The organism is Citrobacter sp. RHBSTW-00887 (assembly GCF_013728095.1).
Classification (GTDB): Bacteria; Pseudomonadota; Gammaproteobacteria; order Enterobacterales; family Enterobacteriaceae; genus Citrobacter; species Citrobacter braakii.
In genome coordinates this window covers 881,266-898,184 of the sequence record NZ_CP056267.1, presented here as the reverse complement: position 1 = coordinate 898,184, position 16,919 = coordinate 881,266, and the positions used below count along the sequence as shown (strand labels likewise).

Genomic DNA, 16,919 nt, shown 5'->3' with positions numbered 1-16,919 from the left:
ATTTTACCTGCACTCATAACCTCCCTATCTTAGAAAGGATTTAATTAGAATCAGGCCAGGATTCTTACCGGGTGACAATAAGGAGATGCACCATGCGCCTATAGCAAGGAGGTTTCAATGCGGCAGGTATAAGTCTGCCCATCTATTCAACATGCTTACCGGACAAAGTGACGGCATTAAACCACCACTTCAGTCATTTATTGCTATTTTTCAAGGAGCTAACGATGGCATTTATTCTTTTACTTTTGTGGATCGGAGCATCGATAGTTATTGGTAAATTGGCTCAGGCCAGTGGCCGTTCGTTCTTCATATGGTTTGTTATCAGTATGCTTATAGACCCCATATTTGGTGCTATTCTTTTTGCTGTAGTCGTGAGGTCAAAATGAAACCAGACAGAATTAAGGGGCTTTTTAAAGCCTATCTTGGCAGTGGTGCTTTATTCATGTTGCTTGTTTGTACAGGGATTGTTGTTTTGTTAGGTCAATAAGGGAAATGATTACGTATTTTAATAATTATTTTATATTTACTGCCATCCCCCCCTCCGGTTCAACACTCTTGATGTATATCAGTATAACGTTCTCTGTAATATTTCGGCTATTATGTAAAGATAAGGAATTATCATGATAAACTATTATGAATATCTTGAACTGGATATGAATGCCAGCGTTGATGAATTAAACCATGCGATACAAAAAGTAAGTGAACGTGATGATGCAGATTTAAAATTCATCCGTGAAATGAAATCTATTTTGTTAAACGATGAAGCCAGGGTTCTGTATAATAACAAATTGATTTCTTTTATTGTTGGCGATCGTAAAAAGTCTGATTTGGTAAGCGCTGAGAATATTCGTGAATTATTAAATATAGACAACTCGTCGTTACATGAAAAATATATCTGGATTGCAACGGGATTGTTTGTTGTCGGCGTTTTATCCGCATGTTTGTTTAGTTTAGCTGTCAACTATACGGTTAATCTGTTCGTTATGATTGCCCTGGTTATTTTGTTCTATATGGACTGGAAGCTACTGGATAAACATGGTAAGGCAAGTTTTTCAAAATGGTGGATTCTTTTTTCGCCAGTTTATATTGCTAAACGTTGTAAAGCCGTTGGTCAGGGGAAAATGCTGTTGCTGGTCTGGCTTGGGATCTGGGTTGTATATGGCATCGGGAACTTTGCGTTCAATGGTAGCAAAGCGATGCTGGAACGTACAGCATGCGAGGTGGTAACGGATATCTATCATAAACAGTTACGTCAATACTCACAGCAATGTGAGAACGTAACGTTAACTGAAAGTGAAGGGAAACAGCACTATGGATTTGCTCAACTTAGTGATGGTACAACTAAAGATATTACCGTGACAGAACAATCAGATGGTAAGATTGTTGTATATATTGAATAGGCATTTTTGAGGCAAAGTACTTACCTTTGGGGTAAGTGCTTTTTATATATTGTTTATTTTTAGAGAAGGTTTGTATGAAATTTCTAAATGGAATTAAATATGTGACTGCTCTGGGGGTAGTTACTATCTCCTGTTCAGTAATAGCATCACCTTATGGAGATTCAGATGTCTTGTTCGGGTGTTTTATAAAAGGTAAAACCACTAAAGAGGTGGCTGTGTTAAGGAATAATAATGAGATCACTTATTTATTCGGTAAATCGGACATTAACGGAGGTGGTGGGGTTATTCCTGAAATCACTCTGGTAAAAAATGTGAGTCAGTTAAGTCAGTCCTGGAATTACAGTCGGGCTGAGGGGGTGTCGATACATACATTGAACATACCAGAAAACGAGTATACTTACTCTATTTCCTATATCGATGATGGAAAAAATACTGATGGGGAAATAACTATTTTAAAACAGGGAAAAGAAATCAGTACGATAAAATGCGATGATATCTGGGAACAACATCTGGGTGACAGCAATATGATGCATGGTATCCCCGATGAACATTCAGACAATATTAACGAATATGTAAGTAATAAATCCAACTCAAAATCAGAGAAGATACCATCTCAATCACCTGTTAAGATCAAAATAGAAGATACCACTTACAACTTCAAAGGTAATGTCAGTGCTGAGCACACTATAAGAAGACATGTTTATGTTTATGGTTTGAAGGATAGTGTAACGATTACTGGTTTAAGTATAGACCGTGGTAGTTGTTATCGGTGGAATACCCGACCAGTAACTCTGGGCTATGGTAAAGGTACAGATTTCTCTCTTGTTATAAGTCAAAAGGTTGCCTATGCAAACTCCGGGTGGAACTGGATTGAGATGAATAATCAATATTCAAAATGTATGTGGTCTGAAGTTGAAGTTAAAACCGATATGGGAAATTATACTTTTAATTTGACCATGTGAGTAATAATAAAGACGAGTGGTACATAGGGGGAAATAAAATATACGTATATAAATGCTTGTTCGGTATGTTAAACGAACAAGCATTTGTAGGTTTTTATTTTCTCTCAATCATAATCAATCTGTGAATGTTATTAATTTTTACTCAGATATCCGACTGATTAGACGAGATTGGTAGTCCATATGCCACATCGCGGAAAGAGGCCAATGCAGCTTCTAAATGTTCTACAATCTCATGTTGCAACACATCCGGCGGAGGCAAGTCATCGAGGTTATCCGAGCTATCGTCTTTTAACCAGAATATGTCAAGGCTAGCCTTATCTCGGGCGATTAGCTCCTCGTAACTAAAAAGTTTAAAGCGCTCAGTTTCCTGACGTTTCTGACGATTCTTCGGGTTGTAGCAGGAAATAAAATCCTGAAGATCACTTAACTTTAAAGTACGGGTCTTTAATGTGAAATGTTTGTTAGTACGTAGATCATAGAACCACACTCCGTTTGTATGGACTTTCCCATCTTTGGGTTTAGCATCAAAGAATACTACATTTGCCTTTACTCCCTGTGCATAAAAAATCCCTGTTGGCAAACGCAGTACAGTATGCACATCGCAACTTTCCAACCATTTTCGACGAATTTTTTCACCGATCCCCCCTTCGAACAATACATTGTCAGGCAATACAACAGCTGCTTTGCCATTCGGTTTCAGTATGCTAACGATATGTTGTAGAAAATTGAGTTGTTTGTTAGAGGTAGTTTCCCAAAAATCTTGGCGCTCGTAAGTCAACGTATCACGATCTTCTTCACCCTCCTCATTAGTTATGGTCATGCTACTCTTTTTACCAAATGGAGGGTTGGCTAACACATAATCGACCTTGACTTTGGGCTCGGAAATTAAGGCATCGGAGCGTTCTATTGCTGGTTCCCCATACAATTCCCCAATATTGTGTAGAAAAAGATTCATCAGACACATGCGACGAGTACTAGGAACGATCTCGTTTCCGTAAAAAGTGCCTTCGCGTAAAAAATGCGCTTGTTTACTGTTTAAAGTTTGTGCCTCACGCGGTAACCAATCTGAATTTTCTTTAAGCCATTGCCCAGTATTGGATAACCACTCATTAGCAACCAAGAAAAAACCACCTGTTCCACAAGCGGGGTCTGCAATGGTTTTCATAGGTTTTGGCTGTAGACAAGCGACCATAGCTTGAATGATAGCTCGTGGTGTAAAGTACTGACCTGCACCACTTTTTGTATCTTCGGCATTCTTTTGTAGCAGACCTTCGTATAGATCACCTTTGGTGTCAGCATCAAGACTGATCCAATTTTCAGCATCAATCATCTGTACCAGCCTAGAGAGCTTGGCCGGATCTTGTATTTTATTCTGGGCCTTAAAAAATATGGCTCCCAACATTCCAGGCTCTTCTCCAAGCTTGTGCAAGGTCGCCAGGTAATGCGCCTCTAATGGTTCTCCGCTTTTATTGCACAAACACTTCCAGCCATATCCTTCCGGTATTTTTGTTTCGTGGTTATAAGGTTCTTGCTCATATTCATGGGCTAATTTCAGAAACAGTAAGTAGGTGAGCTGTTCTAAATAGTCACCGTAACCTACACCATCATCACGCAGGGTGTTACAAAAGTTCCAAAGTTTATGGACAAGGGTACTAGCGTTCATAAAAGTGCCTCAACCCAAGCTTTGTCTCGATGTGTGCCAATAGCTGATCGATAAAAGCTTGAATATTCTTGATCTATGGATAAATATTTTTTCAGTTCAGCTATGACTGTAGGATTTGCATTATTGCCGGCGATCATCAGTAAGGTAGCTAACGTTTGCCATCGACTTCGTTTTTCTTCGGGAGTATTCCAATCATTGAAACCAAGCCAGTCAATTGTATATCGCGCGCGTAGATACTCCCAAGACCCTACAGGGGCTAGTGGTTTCACCTCACCATCAAGGCCGTGTGCGAGGAGATCACAATCAGCTTGTACACAAGGATCTAAAAGCCTAGGTAACTCTAGATTTAAAGAGCCTGAAGGTAATACACAACGCAGCCTCTCATCTTGAATCGGAAATTCATTGGACTTACCATGCCGAGTGCCAGAATCATCTTTTTCCGGACGGTTACAACGTTGGCATGAAAGACGGAAATTCCACCATTCATAAGCCAACCAATAGTACCCATTATGGTTTTTTAGTTCGACACCATCCACTGTGATACCGAGTTTAGGGCGAAAGTGATCAACATCAAAAGGTGCGCGAGAACTTTTGGCCTCACAATACCAACATTTATCTCCGCTGATATTCGCAAGCCATTTTTTGAGCACCCCCCAACTTGTATGATTCTTTATGTAATCCGATCGAAGCACATGCTCGTCTAACTCATCAACCTTAGCAATTCTAGCCGCGTATATTTTGTTCCAGCGCGTAGGTAAGTGAGGTGGAAATGGAATCCAAATTCTTCTCAAGACTGCCCATCCTTTAAGCTACGAAGTAGACTTTGCACTAACACATCTAACGCTTGCTGTTTATTTTCTGGAGTGATAACGGCACCATCTACAACACCGTCAGTAGCCAAATCAAATCTGGCGCGTAGATACTCTTGTTCGAGCCTATCTCGCGAAGCAAAATTAAAATCTAGACCTTCGAGTCGCTGGCGGATGTCCGCTAATTTCGAGCGTTCAGCCTCATTGAGTGGCTGCTGCTGCGTAGATAGCTGATGTAATATCATTAGATCGTCATTGGTGGCTTTATCTAGGCTGGTGCCTAAGCCGAACATATCGCTGGTCACGATACCAGCGAAACCCATGCCTTTAGGATCGACAGCTGGATTTTCTGCTCGTACAGTGCGACTGCCAGCTTCGCGATACAGAATCTGAACTTGCTCTTTGACTAGTTCAGCAATAGCCAAGGGGTTATGTGTTGTCAATATAATGTGGCTATTGTCATCCCCTTTACTATTCTGCCCAACAAATGACTTCAGGTAGTTAAGATAATCCACACACCAGCGTGGGTTCAAATGCGTATCAGGTTCATCTAGTAAAAACAAGCTTTCTTCTTCTGCGGTAAAGCGGAGTAGTCCCAATACTGTAAGCAGTTGTTGTTCACCCTCGCTCAGCTCGCGAAACGTAACGCTGCCGTCGTTCTTTTTCAAGCGAACTCGAATACGTACCTCCTCGATTAATTCGGAGACGTAAGTACTCTCAAGATCTCGAAAAAATTGTGCTGGGGCCTGATCGCCTACCAAGCGTCTCAATGCAGCAATATCTTTCACGTACAAATACTTGAACTGCAGTTTTTTTTTGTTCCAGATGGATGTAGACACACGGCGACTGACTTCAATGGGAGCCAAAGCTATGTCATACAATCGCGACAAGAAATCACGCACCACACCGCGTGCATTCCAAAATCGAGGGTCACCATCGACTGCTTCAGATTTCCATGGAGGCTGGCGCAGAACAAACAAGACAGATTCAATACCTTCATCAGGATCAAGTCCAAGGTGGTCATCAAGGAAAGTTCGCACCACATCAGATTGCTGTATAAGGAAGGCTAGTAACACAAACTGGCTATGCACAGGCATGGCATAGAACAGTCGTTTCAGGCCAGGATCTTCGCCGTTACGCAGCTTGCTGTCGTAACTTTCTAGATAGGGGCGAAAAACCTCATGCATACGCGGACTTTCACCCGAGTAGTAACTAAATACATAACGCGGGAGATGTTCACTATCTGCATTCAAAAAGTCAGTGAACTTTATCTCTTTGCCTCGCAAAGCTGGCACAGATTCTTCTCCCTCAATGAAAGGAAGCGAGTTATCTTCACCACGGGCCTCTGCATCCGTTGCAATGTGAACTGTAAAAGGTTCCTTCTCGCGATCTGGATCAGCATCTATGTAAATATGTCGTAGATTCTCCCCAGAACCCATATGATAAGCCAATTTAAAAGCAAATTCGGATATGCGCTTTTTGGCGATCAGATCACGGAAGATAATCGCCAGCGCCTCCAGCACATTAGACTTTCCTGTTCCGTTCCAGCCGATGACAACTGTTACCCAGTGATCTTGGTCAAAGTCGATAGTGACATTTTTCAAATTTTTAAATTTGTGGGTTGCACTATCTTTGGCACTGCCTATGGTGAGCTTATCTAAACGCATAGCTTAATCTACCAATTTTAAACGGTCAGCAATCTTACGTTGTTCTTTACCCTTTGTGGTTTCTACTGACTCCGTGATAGCCTCCACTAATAAACGCTGACTTTTATCTAACGCACGTAATTCGGCATAAAGGGCTTCAATTTCATCGGTCTGTGCACCATCGGCTACGCCACAACGACGGAAAACTTCTTGTGCTGGCAGCCAGTCACCCGCTTCAGAAAGCACATCAACTAATTTGCGGACCACTGTAGAACACTCCTTTTTCTTGCTCTTACGCGGTTTCGACGGCTTGGCCAGTTCAGTTCGCTGAATACGGATGCGCTCCAACAGTACACTCGCTGGCTCATCGTTAGGATCCTGCGGTACAAGCTGGCCATCGAAAGCTAAACGTAATATGTTTTGTCGCTGAACAATCGATTGTTTTAGAGCCAATTCAATAGATTGTTCTTGGCTTGTTAATGCTTCTAAGTGTGCTTGAATTTTTTCCACAATCACTTGTTGCTCTGCGGCGGGAGCAACTGGCACAGGGAACAACCTCAGCATCTTCATGTTAATTGATGCAAGATTAGTCGTTTGTTTTCCTGCCTTTCTAAACCAAAACTTGCCGAAAGTATTCCCATGATGGGAGAGAAGTTCAGATTGAAGATCCTCAACATACGGGCGCATTCGAAATACATGATTTTGATGAATGCAGTCTGAAATCTCATTTCGCCAAACCCAACCTCTCCCCAACTTATCACGGTCACCGCCTTCGTTGAATAGCACATCACCATTGACGAGTGCCAGTTCCTTTATGTCTCGTTCAGTTGCAAGAATGGTTTTGACCTCGGATAAATTAAAATAGCCTCTCTGCACATTCGCAACACGTAAGTAAGGCACCTCGCGCAAGACAACTCCATCTTTTCGCTTCATTCCTTTGGCAACACCTGATGCGATGTCGCCCAGCATATCTAAACTAGCCCACACCCATCCTTCAGGCAATTGCGATAAACTTGTGGTATCGGGCTGAACTGGCAATGGGTATTTTTTTTGCCAATCTTTCGGTGGCTTCTTGTTTTGCTCAGCAAATTTGGCCAACTGCTTGGATTCCCAGTGAGCACGCCGCTCAAAAAGGATCCGTTCTAATAGTTGAGCACCACTCTCAGCAGGATGGTTGTTGTTACGCCAATCTGCTGTGAGCGCACCTTCGACGGCTGATTTAAGTAGGGATTGTCGATATTGAATGAGCTTCTTTTGAGCAATTTTAAGTTCTTGTACGCCTATATCTAACTCAGTGAGTAACTCGTCAAGTTTTTCAACGATTCGTGTTTGTTCGGGGCGAGGGGGGACAGGCAATCTTAGTGTGCTCAAGTTGCCACGAGAAATGCGCTTTCTCGTTGAACCGCTTTGTAAAGAATGAATTTCTGTTCTGAATGATGGAGAGTTGATGAAATGCATTAACCATTTGCGATTAAAATGTTCCTCTTTTCCTCGGATAATACACACATCAACCACGGTTACAGCCTGTTTACTGTCCCCTGGAAACAGACAAGCCCGTCCCAACGGATCAGGCATGCGAGCTACCAGCACATCTCCACGTTTGAGGAAAGTACACCCTAATTCTATTGCTGTTGCTTGCGTAAGAAAACGATTCGATTTATCGACGTACCGGCCATCACCAACATCTGCGAGTTGAATAAGACGAACATCGCCATTTGGATCTTGATCCTTAGTCTCAACCCAATCGCCGTCAACGAGGATACCATCGCTAGAAATTAGCTCAGGCAAGCGAGCATACATCCATCCAAGCGGTAAGTCGCTCACGCCACCAATCCCTCATTCATCTCTGTTATCAAGATATCTAACTCCTTGCCAATAGTTGCTTTGCCTTCTTCAATCTCACTTTTGTCTGCCAGTTCAGTGTAGTCAAAGACATCATGGTGATTGTTGTTATAAGAATGCTCTTTAGCTTGCTCAGACACTAGTACGCTTAACGTTATGGCAACCCTTCCTGGTTTGGAAACATTTATCGAATTCGCTGGCAATAGGTTTATGCTTATACCTAGCCCCAATGTTCAACCATTCCTTGATCATATCAAATGCCAGCGCCCAATGCTGGTACGCTTGTTAATAGAAGAAACTGAGTGTTACAATTTCATTCTAATGGTGCTGAAACAGCCTAAAAAACGCAATGCATCACCAGCAGAACTGTTGGTGATGCTACGTAATCAAATTATATAACTATCTGATTCAGTAAGGTAGCTAGTCTGGGAGGTAATGTAACTACATGATTTGTTTTAGATTTAACTGGGCGCCTGCTCAATAAAGAACCAAATCTCTTATTCCGATTCATATCCAAATAATCCTCCTATCACTGCAGCATTAGTCTGCGCGCTTAAAAATGCTCGGCCTTATGAAGACAAGCCGCTAGTACCGCGTTACGTTCAATGTGACTCATCTGGCGCCACACTACATCAATTGAAAATAATTAAATAAAATCAAGTTGTTAGCTTGGTTTTCGGGCGTCGTGCGTGTAAACATCCACTTTCGTGCCATAGTCCTGCCCTATGCAGGGGTATTAATAGCGGTATGCATTGGGATTGTTTGGCTGCTAGTGGATTTGACCCTTTATATCCAGACGCTTTTTCTCTCTTATGGTTACGATAACTTTCTGCGTATATATTCTCGTGGTGAGCGGTATCCCAGCGCACTGTGCGGATGATGTTCATTGTAATGGCTGAACGCCACTGCCAGATTTATCAACGCCATCTGGCTGTCCGCTTTTGGCATGATGCTGATGTAATCCCGCTTTATCGTCTTCACGAAGCTTTCTGCGATGCCGTTACTTTCCGGGCTACGCACTCTTGTCGTGCACGGTTCAAGCCCCAGCATCCGGGCGAACGCCCGTGTTTCATGCGCCCTGTAAGCCGAACCATTATCCGTCAGCCATTCCAGCGGCTCTGACGGCAGATGTTGCCCAAAGCGTTTTTCCACCGCACCCAGCATCACATCCTGCACTGTTTCTTTGTCATAGCCACCTGTGCCCGCTGCCCAGTCGATGATCTCCCGGTCACAGCAGTCCTGGGCGAAGGTTACCCGCAACTTTTCGCCATTGTCACAGCGGAACTCGAAGCCGTCTGAGCACCAGCGCCGGTTGCTTTCAGCCACCGCCACGCGTCCTTTATGGGCCCGCTTCCGGTGGTGATCAGCTGGCTTACGCTCAAGAAGAAGATAGTGAGTGCTCATAATGCGGTACACCCGCTTCGCATTCACAACAGGCTGCCCGTCCTGCTCAGACTCCCGTCGCAACAGCGCCCATACCCGGCGATAACCGTATGTGGGCAGTTCAGCCACCGCCGTATTTATCCGGGACAACACCGCGGTGTCGTCGAAGCTGGATTGTCTTCTGCGATCCTGCCAGCCAGATGGCCGGTTAACCCTGATACTCAGCTGCGCACGCGACACACCGATACTCCGGCAGACGTCAGTTATTCGTCGTCCCCGGGCAACAAGGGTGCATGCGCAATCCATTTTTTTGCCCGACCGAACTCCACAGCCTCTTTAAGTATTTCAGCTTCCATCGTCTTTTTGCCCAGAAGGCGCTGAAGCTCGCGGATTTGCTTATTGGCAGCAGCAAGTTCAGATGCGGGAACGACCTCTTCGCCTGATGCCACGGCGGTCAGAGAGCCGTCTTCATACTGCCTGCGCCATTTGAAGATCTGGTTAGCATTGATGCCATGAAGACGGGCAACATGAGACACGGTCATGCCGGGCTCCATAGTCTGCTGAATAATGGCAATTTTTTCCTGCGGTGTTCGGCGTCGCCGCCGCTCGGGTCCTGATAACACTTCAACCATCTTATTATTCTGACTGGTGTTAAACATAGGTCTAAGACTACCTCTTATTTTAAGAGAGGCGAAGTGTCCGGTGATCTATGGGGCTAGTCTAGCTAGTCCCTCAACTACCGGAAGGCTGTGTAATCACAAGTACCGATAGCCTGCAGACCTGCGCATGTGCCAGCGACTGTTCCTGCAACACTGTACCATTGACCGGATGCCGGAATCGCCCGCTTGGCAGAGTGGGTGACGAGACCCGCTGCGAGAATGATAATGCCTCATGCGTTCATGAGGGTGGGAGCTGTCAGTTGTGATGGGGTATTATTCCCCGCTTTCGGGGGAAGAGCTAATGCCGATGTACTTTACCATGAGGGCGAGTGTTTATGTCCATTTCTGATCCGCAAGTACCATAACGGGATGTTACAAACTGATAAACATTGACTTTGATAGAGGTCCCCTGCCACGCATCATGCTATTCTTTCTCGTAGTTTCTCCAACGAATTCAGTACAATGTACATTGATAAATTTTTAACTGAATATGATGAGTCGCTGACCGGCGAGATGAATATTGACCCTTTGGGTCAACTGGTTATCTGGTCATCCTGGGGACAGGATCTCTTTCACGGACGCATCACTTCTATTGCCAATGATGTCAGGCAGTATACGCTTAACCTGCTGCACCACAGCGTCATCCGAAAAATAATGCTGGATGATGCTGTGCAAACCGCTGGAGCGATGAAAATACGCTATCCCAAAAAGCAGCTCAGGGAGTTTATTGCGGCAAGCCTTATTCATCTGGAGAATATTTATATTTATTCGATGTTGGGGACGGAACAGGGCGACGTAACACTCGCGGGAGTGCAGGGGATTAATAAGGCCAGGGCAAAATGGCATATCTCTGATAAGAACCCTCAGCTCACTTTTGGCCATCAGAAGGAAAGTGAACTGCTGACAAACCAGCTTGCGCTCGGTACCAACGGCCGCTACAAATCGCCGATGATCAGCATGCGTTTTTTCACGACGACCTACGACTATGATCTGCCGGATAGTAAGCCTGTATGGGAGGCCGCTGAAGCCTTTATTCGCCAGGTCCCCGAGTTACACCAACTGCATGCTGATGTACTGACCTATCTTAAGTCGCTGATGTGCGAAGCAAGCAAGGATGCCCTGACGCCCTTCTTCAGTAAAATTCCCGACAGTCTTAAAACTCTCTACGCCAGCGTATTTCGCAACCCTAAACATGTGGGCAACTACTCGCAGGCATTCTGGCTCGCCAGAACCGGGCTCAATAAAAATGGTGCAGGTGCCATTTATCGGGTACTGGAGCGAGAACGAAAATACCCTGAGCAATCACTTTTGCCGATTTCGAGTGTTTTTCTTGAAGCCTGGAAGAATGCCGATGCAACGATGGAAATGGAAGAATGCGAACGGCAAACGCTGGGATACATTATTGAGGCAGAACCGTTTCTGTCTTTAATTGACCTGATGTTCACAGGACTAAGGCGGCAGAGCCAGCAGAGCCTCGACGACTTCGCGCTATTCTGGCAGCGGAACGGACTGACGACTCAGACTTTACCTCAGCTGTCGATGAGGCTTGGGCGAAACAATGAGTTGGTGGCGTCGCTTTCCGGTACACCCAACAGACGCTTTCGGCAACTGCTTTCGCTAGCCAGTGGGCCGTCTCTGGAGGCGCAGGTGCGTGGGCTGCTGGCGTATCACTGTGGACTGATGGAAGCCCGTGGGCAGTTTCCATGGCTTATGCTTGAAGGCAATATCATCTCGCTGCAGACTCCACTTGTAGCTATTGATCTGGAACGTAAAAGTAGTGATTGGGTCAACCATTATTATATACCGCAATTCCGTCATTTACTGGATGGATTATGGGGAGCTGAAGCGTGAAGCTCCTCGATGCGTTTAAAGAGCAAATAGCGCAGATGGGGCCGCTGAAACGAGTCTGGCTCACGACCTTTAATCTCGATATCGCGTTTGTCGAAAGCCGGATTCTTCCGGCCGTCCTGGATATCGACCCGCCTGTAGGCCGCATGGATTATGAAGGGCTACAGCGGGCATTAAATGAAAGCAATATTGATTTTCGCGTTTATTGCGATCCGCGAATGATCGCCCTGGATAAACCTAAAAGAACCTCAATTGCAGTTTATCCCGTGTCGGTGCGTAAGCTTGCTGCGGATGAAGCATTATATCTGGACGGGGAGCACAGCCTGTTTCATCCAAAGGTGTTTTACCTTGAAGATAAGAACAAGAAAATTGTCCTCGGAGCCGGAAGCGCGAATCTTACGCTCAGCGGCTGGGGGCGGAATCAGGAAGCCGTGGACTTTCGGACGGTTTCCAGCAATGCGCAGTATCAGCAGATAAAACAGTTTTTCATGGGACTTGATGAGGAGCCTAACCAGGACATATTGCCTGCAGATGGTGACATACTCTATGGTGACGATCCAAAGTGGTCGTTTATTCACAGCCTCAGCGAGCTCACGCTGATGGATGCGCTAATCGCGAATGGTGAACTGACAACGCTCAGCGTCTGGTCTCCTTATCTTGCCGATAACTTGCCTGCTCTGATAGCAAAGTTGGCTGGGCCTTATCTGCGCGTTGAGCTGGTGCCTGATCTTGCTGCAGGGCAATTCATTCGTACACGCTGGGGAGAGGAGCTGCAGGCGCTAATTACGGTACAGCGATTGACGTTGTTTAAACCTCCCGCCGAACGTGATCCGCGATTAATGATGACGCACGCCAAACTGTGGCTGGGAGAGAGTACAACGGGCCGTCACCTTGCGATAGGCTCATGGAACTTCACCGGACCGGGCTGCAGTAGCCTGAGGGTAAAGGGGAGAAATGTTGAAGCCGGGATCGTACATCCCGTCAGCAAACGGACCACATTGTGCTCGACGGTATGGGCCGTAAATGAGGGAGATTTTGCCAGTGAAGAATTGCTGGAAGAGGAAGCCCTGGTGCCGGGCAGTCTCCCGCCTTTCGACTTGACGGTTATTTTTGACTGGCAGCGCTGCGAATACAGGCTTACCGGAAAGTGGTTTCTCGGCAAGCCGAAGGAGGGGTACCGGCTGCTTCTGCCCGGGATCAAAAAACCGGTCAGACTTACCTGGAACACAGTTGACGGTACGCTGGCATCTCCTTTTCTGATAGATGTCGAGCAAAGCGCAGCACTGCTGGATAGCCCTTTCTACACGCTGCGTAAAACCGGTGAAGCGGACTGGACTGGCACTATTGTTGAAACGGGCTCAGAATATCGCCGCGCCCTGCGCTTTAAATCACTGGACGATGTTCTCGACAGTTATATGAATTCCTCCGAACCTGAACAAAGCGATAATCTGATACTCCGCAGCGTGGCTGGTCAGGATGAATTATTCAGCGAGGAGAGCGACGAGACAGAGTACCTAAGCCCGGAAGCTACCAGCTACTTCCGGCTGTTTCAGGCAATGCGGCTACGCAGTAAAACCTTATCAGCCATGGATAATAGAGAACAACTACACCGTCGCCTGTTCAGCGAACCCGGTTGTCTGCTGGAACTGGCAGAAATGGTCAAAGCGCGCGTTGAAAAGGAACCCGCGTCAGTATTCAACTGGTTTCTGGCACATGAGGTCAATAGCATGGCTGCTCTGGCACAGGCGCGATTGGATGATATCAACAAAAAAAATGCATCAAGCACCGCAGATATTTCCGCGCATCAGTGGAGTTCACTGCGCATTCCTCCCCCACCTCTGAAGGGGAAAAAAAGCACCCAACGTTATCTGGATATCATCCGTAAAGAGTGTGGATATGATAACTAAACAACCTCAGCCTGTTACGCCTCATTGTGTCTCAGAAAAGATGAACTTTGATGTAGCCGACCCCTTATGGCGCTACGAAACGTGCAGCACCAGCATGGCGGCAAAGCAGGCTGAAGGCGTAGCGGGCCTGTGGAATTTACTTGCTGATCAGCGGGTAGCGCTGCTTGCCGATGAAGTGGGTATGGGAAAGACCTATCAGGCAATAGCAGTGATGCTGCTAATGTGGCAGGAGAAGCCTGATGCGCGCATTCTGGTCATGGCCCCAAACTCGACACTGTGCAACAACTGGAAAACAGAGTTCACTACCTTTATTCATAAGCATCTTAGAATGAAAGATAACCCCTTTACTTCTCATAAGGGAAAGGAAAAATACGCGCCGCAGTTTCATGGTCGGCTGAAAGAACTGAGCGCAGCTGTTAAAGAAAAGTCACACTATTTCTTTCTGACTACTATCTATTCGTTGAGCGGACTGGTACCGAAGGATGAAAAAGACAATGCATTTTTTGTCGCTGAGAAGTATGGGGAGATATATCGGCAGGAAATAAAAGACGCTCTCGATGGTACGGGTTTGGATTTAATTATCATCGACGAAGCCCACTATTTCCGCAACCGTAATGACAGCCAGCGAGCAGCTGCGGCACGTACTTTCTTTGGGGAAGGGAAAGACCGACTGGCCCGAAATGCACTGCTTCTGACCGCAACTCCAAATCATTCTGCGGCACGGAATATATACGATATATTAAGTTACTTTACAGATATTACGTTGAAGTATGGCATGGATGATGTACGTTCTTTGATGGAGAATTTCGCCATCCGTCGATTGCGGAAAATGTGCGGGAGCAATAATCAGCACTACAGTAAATATGCATATCGTCGGGAACAGGCAAGTGCCGCCAGTTTTTCTGGTAGCGCTGAGGCAGAGCTGTTTTTTGCCTTTTATCAAAAAAAACTGGTTGAAGAGCTGGATAAAGAGAACAAAGGCAGCGGCGACAAGCGGATGATGTATGGATACCTGGAGGGTTTTGAATCCACTGGCAATATTGAGAATGAGCAGGATGCAAATGATAATGAACATACTCAAACTGATTTTAGCCGGGCGCTGGATTCGTCCCTGTTAACCGGGCTGACGCGTCAGTTTCATAATGTCTACCACCGTTTTCCGGATCATCCCAAATACGATGTACTGGTCAATGAGTGTATGTCCGACGATCCCTTTGCATCTCAGGCACTATATAGCCGCAAGCATCTGGTCTTTGTCCGCCGTATCCCGTCGGTGCGCGAGATAACTCAGCGTATTAATGCTCGCTATGATGAGATGATGGCTGAGCGATTAATTCGGCTTTGGCAACTGCCGCCGGAGGCGTTGGAGAAGTGGCGCAGTACGCGCTGGTCCCGGGAAGAGTATGAAAACCTGATATCGGAAAAGACTATCAATTATCAGGATACAGATGAGCCTGCAGAGGAATGCTTACTGGACGATGATGGCGAAGAAAATGAAGCAAAGCTTTCCAGCAGGATCGCGGCGCTTTTCGTGACCAAAACGAGTGGCATACTGCGGCGCACGGACTGCAGTAACGTCAGCCTGCGCTTTCGCCGTCCGGAGAGTTTGTTATCGCTGTTTCTGGAACCTGCCCGCGATGGTATTTCGGCAACTTATACACAGTATTATCGCAGAGAGTCCGGAGAGCGGATGCGTGATAGCTACAGTGATGCCGCGAGGGATATTCGTCAGGAAATGCTGGTGGAGAATGTTTCAAACTATGCCCACCCGATGGCTACGGCCTGGGGAATTATGTTCGATTTACTTCCTGAGCAGCATCAACATCAGATCAGGACATGGAAAGCGCAGCCGAACGGCATGGCGATAGTCGAGAACTTTGCCAACTATCTGCGCATTGGCTACCTGTTTGCCAGCCCGGTGATGGTCGAACTTTACTGTTGGTTTACTGAATTTAACCGTGTATCCCAGCGCGGCGATGCCCAGCAGCGCTATCTGCAATTTATTGAATGGGTGACGCCGAAATTCAAGGATTCGCTGATACTGCGTTATTTCTCGGCAGCCATCCAAACGTTTGAAACGCTGTGTGAGAAGATTGTTGGCCAGCCGCTTGATAATAGCCTTTACGCCTGGCGCGAACTCAGCAGCCTGAACAGTCCGGCATGGTACGCCAGCGGTGAGTCTCACAACCGTGAGCGGCTTATACGCGGATTTAACTCGCCATTCTTCCCGGATGTGCTTGTGGCGACTTCGGTGATGCAGGAAGGCGTAAATCTGCATCTGCAATGCCATAAAGTCCATCATTACGGCATTGCCTGGACTCCCGGCGATAATGAGCAGAGGAATGGTCGCGTCGATCGCCTCTTTGGCCGCGTGAATATGCTGCTTAAAGAGAGCAGTAATGCCGAGATGGTTATTAATTATCCTTATCTCGCAAGCTCATTCGATCAGGATCAACTGGCTTCATTCATTCACCATAAGTACGTCGTGGAGGAAAAACTGGATAACTGTGAAACGCAGAGTTTCAATCGAGAAATTGATACGAAAGAGAGTACATCGGGCTGGCGTCGGTACAATGCATACCAAGTGTAGAGAATGGATCCGAACAGCAACCAGTAAAAAGTGCTTCAATCACTTTTTTTTTCATCATGCCTCCCTACTATCATCTCTTATCGGCTATCTGTAAATATATGGCTGCTAACAGCCTGCGTGAACAACCCCAATAAGTAAATGATGTTTTTAATATTTATCTTTAGATTAATTATCTCTTAATCTTTTTCTGTGAGTAAACCGTCACTTTTG

Annotated in this window: 12 protein-coding genes; 6 read left to right on the top strand and 6 right to left on the bottom strand. The window is 45.9% G+C overall.

Translation table 11 applies throughout. From position 1 onward, the window contains the following. Nucleotides 1–224: 224 nt before the first annotated feature. The 3 genes from HV314_RS04320 (at nucleotide 225) to HV314_RS04310 (ending at nucleotide 2,362) form a co-directional block, all read left to right on the top strand. Nucleotides 225–386 carry a hypothetical protein gene (locus HV314_RS04320; protein WP_040216727.1) on the top strand — a complete coding sequence of 54 codons (162 nt, stop codon included), beginning with the start codon at nucleotides 225–227 and terminating at the stop codon, nucleotides 384–386. A gap of 234 nt (nucleotides 387–620) precedes the next feature. After that, complete coding sequence (locus tag HV314_RS04315; protein ID WP_181547441.1) at nucleotides 621–1,400, top strand: hypothetical protein; 780 nt, start codon at nucleotides 621–623, stop codon at nucleotides 1,398–1,400. Between the two features lie 74 nt (nucleotides 1,401–1,474). After that, nucleotides 1,475–2,362 carry a hypothetical protein gene (locus HV314_RS04310; RefSeq protein ID WP_181547439.1) on the top strand — a complete coding sequence of 296 codons (888 nt, stop codon included), beginning with the start codon at nucleotides 1,475–1,477 and terminating at the stop codon, nucleotides 2,360–2,362. Between the two features lie 142 nt (nucleotides 2,363–2,504). Here the strand turns inward: HV314_RS04310 and HV314_RS04305 are convergent, their stop codons facing one another. The 6 genes from HV314_RS04305 to HV314_RS04280 form a co-directional block, all read right to left on the bottom strand. Then, complete coding sequence (locus tag HV314_RS04305; RefSeq protein ID WP_151348181.1) at nucleotides 2,505–4,025, bottom strand: class I SAM-dependent DNA methyltransferase; 1,521 nt, start codon at nucleotides 4,023–4,025, stop codon at nucleotides 2,505–2,507. Then, on the bottom strand, nucleotides 4,022–4,816 hold the full coding sequence (locus tag HV314_RS04300; RefSeq protein ID WP_151348182.1) for a hypothetical protein: 795 nt from the start codon (nucleotides 4,814–4,816) through the stop codon (nucleotides 4,022–4,024). The genes HV314_RS04305 and HV314_RS04300 overlap by 4 nt, the downstream gene beginning before the upstream one ends. Continuing rightward, nucleotides 4,813–6,501: an AAA family ATPase gene (locus HV314_RS04295; RefSeq protein ID WP_151348183.1), complete on the bottom strand. Its 1,689-nt coding sequence runs from the start codon at nucleotides 6,499–6,501 to the stop codon at nucleotides 4,813–4,815. Before HV314_RS04295 ends, HV314_RS04300 begins: the two co-directional genes overlap by 4 nt. 3 nt (nucleotides 6,502–6,504) lie before the next feature. Then, nucleotides 6,505–8,304: a restriction endonuclease subunit S gene (locus tag HV314_RS04290; protein ID WP_151348184.1), complete on the bottom strand. Its 1,800-nt coding sequence runs from the start codon at nucleotides 8,302–8,304 to the stop codon at nucleotides 6,505–6,507. Then, the gene (locus HV314_RS04285; protein WP_177952004.1) at nucleotides 8,301–8,462 is read right to left on the bottom strand and encodes a hypothetical protein; all 162 of its coding nucleotides are present in this window, start codon (nucleotides 8,460–8,462) and stop codon (nucleotides 8,301–8,303) included. Before HV314_RS04285 ends, HV314_RS04290 begins: the two co-directional genes overlap by 4 nt. A 676-nt stretch (nucleotides 8,463–9,138) precedes the next feature. Next, nucleotides 9,139–10,337, bottom strand: a protein-coding gene (locus HV314_RS04280) for an IS3 family transposase (RefSeq protein WP_151348185.1) whose coding sequence is annotated in 2 segments (ribosomal slippage) — nucleotides 9,139–10,019 and nucleotides 10,019–10,337 — 1,200 coding nt in all. Because the reading frame shifts where the segments join, the coding sequence is not laid out codon by codon here. Nucleotides 10,338–10,826: 489 nt separating this feature from the next. On the opposite strand from HV314_RS04280, the gene HV314_RS04275 reads away from it, so the two are divergent. Genes HV314_RS04275 through HV314_RS04265 form a run of 3 tightly spaced genes read left to right on the top strand, consistent with a single transcriptional unit; the run spans nucleotide 10,827 to nucleotide 16,709 of the window. Continuing rightward, nucleotides 10,827–12,215, top strand: a complete 1,389-nt coding sequence (locus tag HV314_RS04275; RefSeq protein WP_151348186.1) for a hypothetical protein — start codon at nucleotides 10,827–10,829, stop codon at nucleotides 12,213–12,215. Then, entirely contained in the window at nucleotides 12,212–14,119 is a 1,908-nt protein-coding gene (locus HV314_RS04270) for a hypothetical protein (RefSeq protein ID WP_154948658.1), read from the top strand. Before HV314_RS04275 ends, HV314_RS04270 begins: the two co-directional genes overlap by 4 nt. Before the next feature lie 40 nt (nucleotides 14,120–14,159). Next, nucleotides 14,160–16,709, top strand: a complete 2,550-nt coding sequence (locus tag HV314_RS04265) for a DEAD/DEAH box helicase (RefSeq protein ID WP_326928837.1) — start codon at nucleotides 14,160–14,162, stop codon at nucleotides 16,707–16,709. Nucleotides 16,710–16,919 lie beyond the last annotated feature (210 nt).